Here is a 4,970-nt window from a genome sequence, read left to right as displayed (position 1 = left end):
CCCCCCCCCCCCCCCCCCCCCCCCCCCCCCCCCCCCCCCCCCCCCCCCCCCCCCCCCCCCCCCCCCCCCCCCCCCCCCCCCCCCCCCCCCCCCCCCCCCCCCCCCCCCCCCCCCCCCCCCCCCCGGCCGCCCCCCCCCCCCCCCCCCCCCCCCCCCCCCCCCCCCCCCCCCCCCCCCCCCCCCCCCCCCCCCCCCCCCCGGTGGTGCGTGTGCTGCGGGGCGCGTGCCCCGCGGTGGCGTCAGGCGCCGATGCGGTCCAGCGACTCGGTGATCTGCGAGCGCAGCTCCTCCGAGATGGGGGCCGAGCCCGCGGCGTCGGCCGCGGCCTGCTGGCCCTCCTCGCTGATGACGTACTCGGCGTACGCCTTGACGAGCTCGCCCTGGGTGGCGTCCTCGTAGGAGGAGCACACCAGCAGGTAGGACACCAGGGCCACAGGGTAGGCCCCGGCGGCGGTGGTGTTGTGGTCCAGCTCGATGGCGATGTCGCCCTCGGGGCGGCCCTCGGCCTCGGGGGAGGCGTCGACCGCGGCCGCGGCGCCCTCGGCGGAGGGGGCCACGAAGGTGTCGCCGACCTTGATGGAGGCGGCCGGGAGGTTGTTCTGCTCGACCTGGCTCAGGTCGGCGTAGGTGATGGAGCCGGCGGCGCTGGTCACGGCCTGCACGACGCCCGAGGTGCCCTGCGCCGCCTCACCGCCGGGCAGCGGCCACTCGCTGTCGGGCTCGGAGGTCCAGGCCTCGGGCGCCACGTCGTTGAGGTAGGCGGTGAAGTTCTCGGTGGTGCCCGAGCCGTCCGAGCGGTGCACCGGGGTGATGGCGGTGGACGGCAGCGTCACGCCCGGGTTGTCGGCGGCGATCGCCGGGTCGTTCCAGGTGGTGATGGTGCCGTTGAAGATGTTGGCCAGCGTCACCGGGGACAGCTGCAGGTTCTCGACGCCCTCGAGGTTGTAGGCCACCGCGATGGGGGAGATGTACACCGGGAGGTCCATGGCGTTGCCGCCGCTGCAGCGCTCCTCGGCCTGCGCCAGCTCCTCCTCGTCCAGGGCCGCGTCCGAGCCGCCGAACGCGGTCGCCCCGGTGACGAACTGCTCGCGACCGGCGCTGGAGCCGGCCGGGTCGTAGTTCACCGTGACGTCGGGGTTGGCGGCGTTGAAGCCGGCGCCCCAGGTCTGCTGCGCGACCTGCTGGGCGCTGGAGCCCGCACCCGCGAGCTCACCGCTCAGCGAGGAGCTCGACGCGCCGCTCGTGGCCGAGGCGTCGCCCGACGGCTCGTTCTGGCCGCTGCACGAGGCCAGGCCGAAGGACAGGGCCAGGGCGGCGGGGAGGGCTGCGCGGCGGAGGGTGGTGCGGTTCACGAAGAGGGCTCGCTTTCGCTCGACGGGCGGGCGCGGGGCAGCGCCGGCCGGGGTCTGACGTGCTGGAACGCTAAGGAGGGCAGGTGACGCGTTACCCCGGGGGCGGTGAACGGCGGGTTAACCAGGCCGGGCTCGTGGGCGTCGGTTTCCGGACCGTCACCTGACTGCCGGGTGAACGAGTGACCTGCACCACTCCTCGTGACCTCAGCGTTCCCCCACCGTGACCCCCGCCGTGACCCCCGCCGTGACCCCCGCCGCCACCCGGGGACGTCACCCGGGGACGCCACCCCGGGTGGCGGTTCCGGTCAGCCGGCCGGCGCGTGCCGCTCGACGGCCACCACGCGCGCGTCCTCCCCGCGCCCGGACACGTGCGCCACGACGAGGTGGCCCTTGGCCAGCTTGCGCCGCAGCGCCGCGCGCTCGGGCGCGCCGGCGCGCGCGGCCAGGTGCTCCTGCAGGTCCGGCAGCACCGGCCGGTGCGAGCACACCAGCGCCCCGCGGCCCGCGGCCACGAGCGCGCCGAGCGCCCGCACCGCCGCGGCCGCGTCGGCCGCGTGCCCCTCCTCCGTCAGCGACTCCTCCGGGCGCACCCGCCACGAGCCGGCGTCCGCGGCCGGCAGCACCGTCTGCAGGCAGCGCGCCCACGGGGAGGTGAGCACCTCGCGCACGTCGAAGCAGCCCAGCAGCGGCGCCAGCGCGCGCGCCTGCGCGTGCCCGCGCTCGAGCAGCGGGCGCTCGGCGTCGTGCGGGCCGTGCCAGTGCTCGCGCGCCACGGCCTTGGCGTGGCGCAGCAGCACCAGCGGCCAGGTGCGCACCCGCGCCGCCCCCACGGCCGCGTCCAGCACCTCGACGTCGTGGGGGTACGTCAGCAGCTCGCGCGCCTCCCCCGGCGAGCACCAGCGCACCTCGTCGACCTCGTCCGGCGAGGGCGTGCCCGCCTCCCGGCCCGCCTCCTGGCCCGGCGCGGTGAAGGCCAGCCAGTAGCGCACGCGCTTGCGGCGCCCGTCCTCGACGCGGTAGCGCAGCTCGGGCAGCGGGCGCGTCAGGCGCACCCCCAGCCCGGTCTCCTCCAGCGTCTCGCGCACCGCGGCCACCGGGTGCGGCTCGCCCTCCTCCAGCTTGCCCTTGGGCCAGGACCAGTCGCGCCCGTGGCGGGGCGTGGCGGGGCGGTGCACCAGCAGCACCTGCGGCGCGCCGCCGCGCGAGCGGCGCACCACCACGCAGCCGGCCGCCTCCACGTCGGCCGGCGCACCGGCCCCGCCCGCGGCGGGCGTCACCGGCGCCGCGCGGACGGGCGCCGTCCGGGGCGGGTGGCGATGATGTGCTCCTGCAGGTCGCGCAGCGGCGCGCCGTCGGCGTCGAGGTGGTGGCGCTGCCACGTGCCGTCCGGGCCCAGGTGCCACGAGGACGTGCCCTCGCTCATGCACTCGTCCAGCAGCTGCGAGACCTCCCGCACGTGGCGCGGGTCGGTCAGGCGCACCACGGCCTCCACGCGCCGGTCGAGGTTGCGGTGCATCATGTCGGCGCTGCCGATCATCGCCACCGGCTCCCCGCCGCCGGCGAACCAGAAGATGCGGCTGTGCTCCAGGAAGCGGCCCAGGATGCTGCGCACCCGGATGTTCTCGCTCAGGCCCGGCACGCCCGGCTTGAGCGCGCAGATGCCGCGCACGACGACGTCCACGGGCACGCCCGCCTGCGAGGCGCGGTACAGCGCGTCGATGACGGCCTCGTCGACGATGGAGTTCACCTTGATGCGCACGCCGGAGGGCAGACCCTGGCGGTGGTTGTCGATCTCGCGGTCCACGCGGTCCACCAGCCCGGTGCGCAGCGAGCGCGGCGCGACCAGCAGCCGCTTGTAGGCGGTCTTGGGCGCGTAGCCCGAGAGCTGGTTGAACAGGCGGGTGAGGTCCTCGCCGACCTGCGGGTCGTCGGTGAGCAGGCCCATGTCCTCGTACACCCGGGCCGTCTTGGGGTTGTAGTTGCCGGTGCCGACGTGGCAGTAGCGGCGCAGGCCGCCGGACTCCTGGCGCACCACCAGGCTCAGCTTCGCGTGCGTCTTCAGGCCCACCAGCCCGTACACCACGTGCACGCCGGCCTGCTCGAGCTTGCGCGCCCAGGAGATGTTCGCCTGCTCGTCGAAGCGCGCCTTGATCTCCACCAGCGCCAGCACCTGCTTGCCGGCCTCGGCGGCGTCGATGAGGGCGTCGACGATGGGGGAGTCGCCCGAGGTGCGGTACAGGGTCTGCTTGATGGCCAGCACCCGCGGGTCGGCCGCGGCCTGCTCCAGGAAGGCCTGCACGCTCGTGGAGAACGAGTCGTAGGGGTGGTGCAGCAGCACGTCGCGGTTGCGGATGGCGCCGAACACGTCCGAGGGCTTGGCCGTCTCGGCGCCGTCCGTGAGGTCGCGGTGGGTGCGCGCGACGAACTTGGGGAACTTCAGCTCCGGGCGGTCGATGTCGGCGATGTCGCCCAGGCCGCGCAGGTCCAGCGGCTCGGGCAGCTCGTAGACCTCCTGCTCGGACACGCCCAGCTCGCGCACCAGCAGGTCGCGCACCGTCGGGTCCACGTCGGAGGCGACCTCCAGGCGCACCGGCGGGCCGAAGCGGCGGCGCAGCAGCTCCTTCTCCAGCGCCTGCAGCAGGTTCTCCGCGTCGTCCTCCTCGACCTCGAGGTCCTCGTTGCGGGTGACGCGGAACGTGTGGTGCTGCACGACCTCCATGCCCGGGAACAGCTGGTCCAGGTGCACGGCGATGACGTCCTCCAGCGGCACGAACCGCGCCGAGCGCGCGTCCTCGCCGTCGGCCTGCGCCACCGCCACGAACCGCGGCAGCAGCGGGGGGACCTTCACCCGCGCGAAGTGCTCCTTGTCGGTGGTGGGGTTGCGCACCACGACCGCCAGGTTCAGCGAGAGCCCGGAGATGTACGGGAACGGGTGGGCGGGGTCCACCGCCAGCGGCGTGAGGACCGGGAAGACCTGGTCGCGGAAGAACCCGTGCAGGCGCACCTGCTCGTTGGCCGAGAGCGCGTCCCAGCGCACGATCGTGATGCCCGCCTCGGCCAGCGCCGGGCGCACCCCCTGCAGGAACGCCTCCGCGTGCCGCTCGGCGAGCTCGTGGGCGCGAGCGGCGATGGCGTCGAGCACCTCGCGCGGCTCCAGGCCGCTGGCGGCGGTGACGGCCAGGCCGGTGGCGATGCGGCGCTTGAGGCCGGCCACGCGCACCATGAAGAACTCGTCGAGGTTGTTGGCGAAGATGGACAGGAACCGGGCCCGCTCCAGCAGGTGGGTGCCGGGGTCCTCGGCCATCTCCAGGACGCGCTCGTTGAACGCCAGCCAGGACAGCTCGCGGTCGGCGAAGCGGTCCTCGGGCAGCCCGGCGGGTTCGTCGGCGCGGGGGATCGCGGGGAGGGGGGCGGCAGAACCGGCCCGGGTCGTCGCCGTCATGGTCCTCATCCTGCCACCGGCGCCCCCCTCCCAGCCCGGCGGCGGCGGTGCCGCCGGACGGGCCGGGCGCCGGGCCCGGCGGCGGGCCCCGCCCCTGGTGTCGGCCCCCCGGCCGCCGGGTGGCCGCGAGCCGCCCGGCCGGTCGCCGCCGGGGTCACCGCGCGGGACCGCGCCCG

3 protein-coding genes are annotated in these 4,970 nt (G+C 76.1%); all 3 read right to left on the bottom strand.

Features of this window, described 5'->3' with window-relative positions:
• Positions 1-239: 239 nt before the first annotated feature.
• Complete coding sequence (pstS, locus tag ACRYMN_RS20665; protein ID WP_432499288.1) at positions 240-1,352, bottom strand: phosphate ABC transporter substrate-binding protein PstS; 1,113 nt, start codon at positions 1,350-1,352, stop codon at positions 240-242.
• Positions 1,353-1,657: 305 nt separating this feature from the next.
• A complete protein-coding gene (locus ACRYMN_RS20660) occupies positions 1,658-2,629 on the bottom strand; it encodes an NUDIX hydrolase (protein WP_432499286.1) in 972 nt (323 codons plus the stop codon).
• On the bottom strand, positions 2,626-4,970 hold a 2,345-nt coding region (locus ACRYMN_RS20655), incomplete at its 5' end, for an RNA degradosome polyphosphate kinase (protein ID WP_432499284.1). The genes ACRYMN_RS20660 and ACRYMN_RS20655, both read right to left, overlap by 4 nt.

The sequence above is a fragment of the Kineococcus gypseus genome (genome assembly GCF_050871305.1).
Taxonomy (GTDB): Bacteria; Actinomycetota; Actinomycetes; order Actinomycetales; family Kineococcaceae; genus Kineococcus; species Kineococcus gypseus.
Note: the sequence above shows the minus strand (reverse complement) of the source record. Positions and strands in the feature narration are given on the sequence as shown.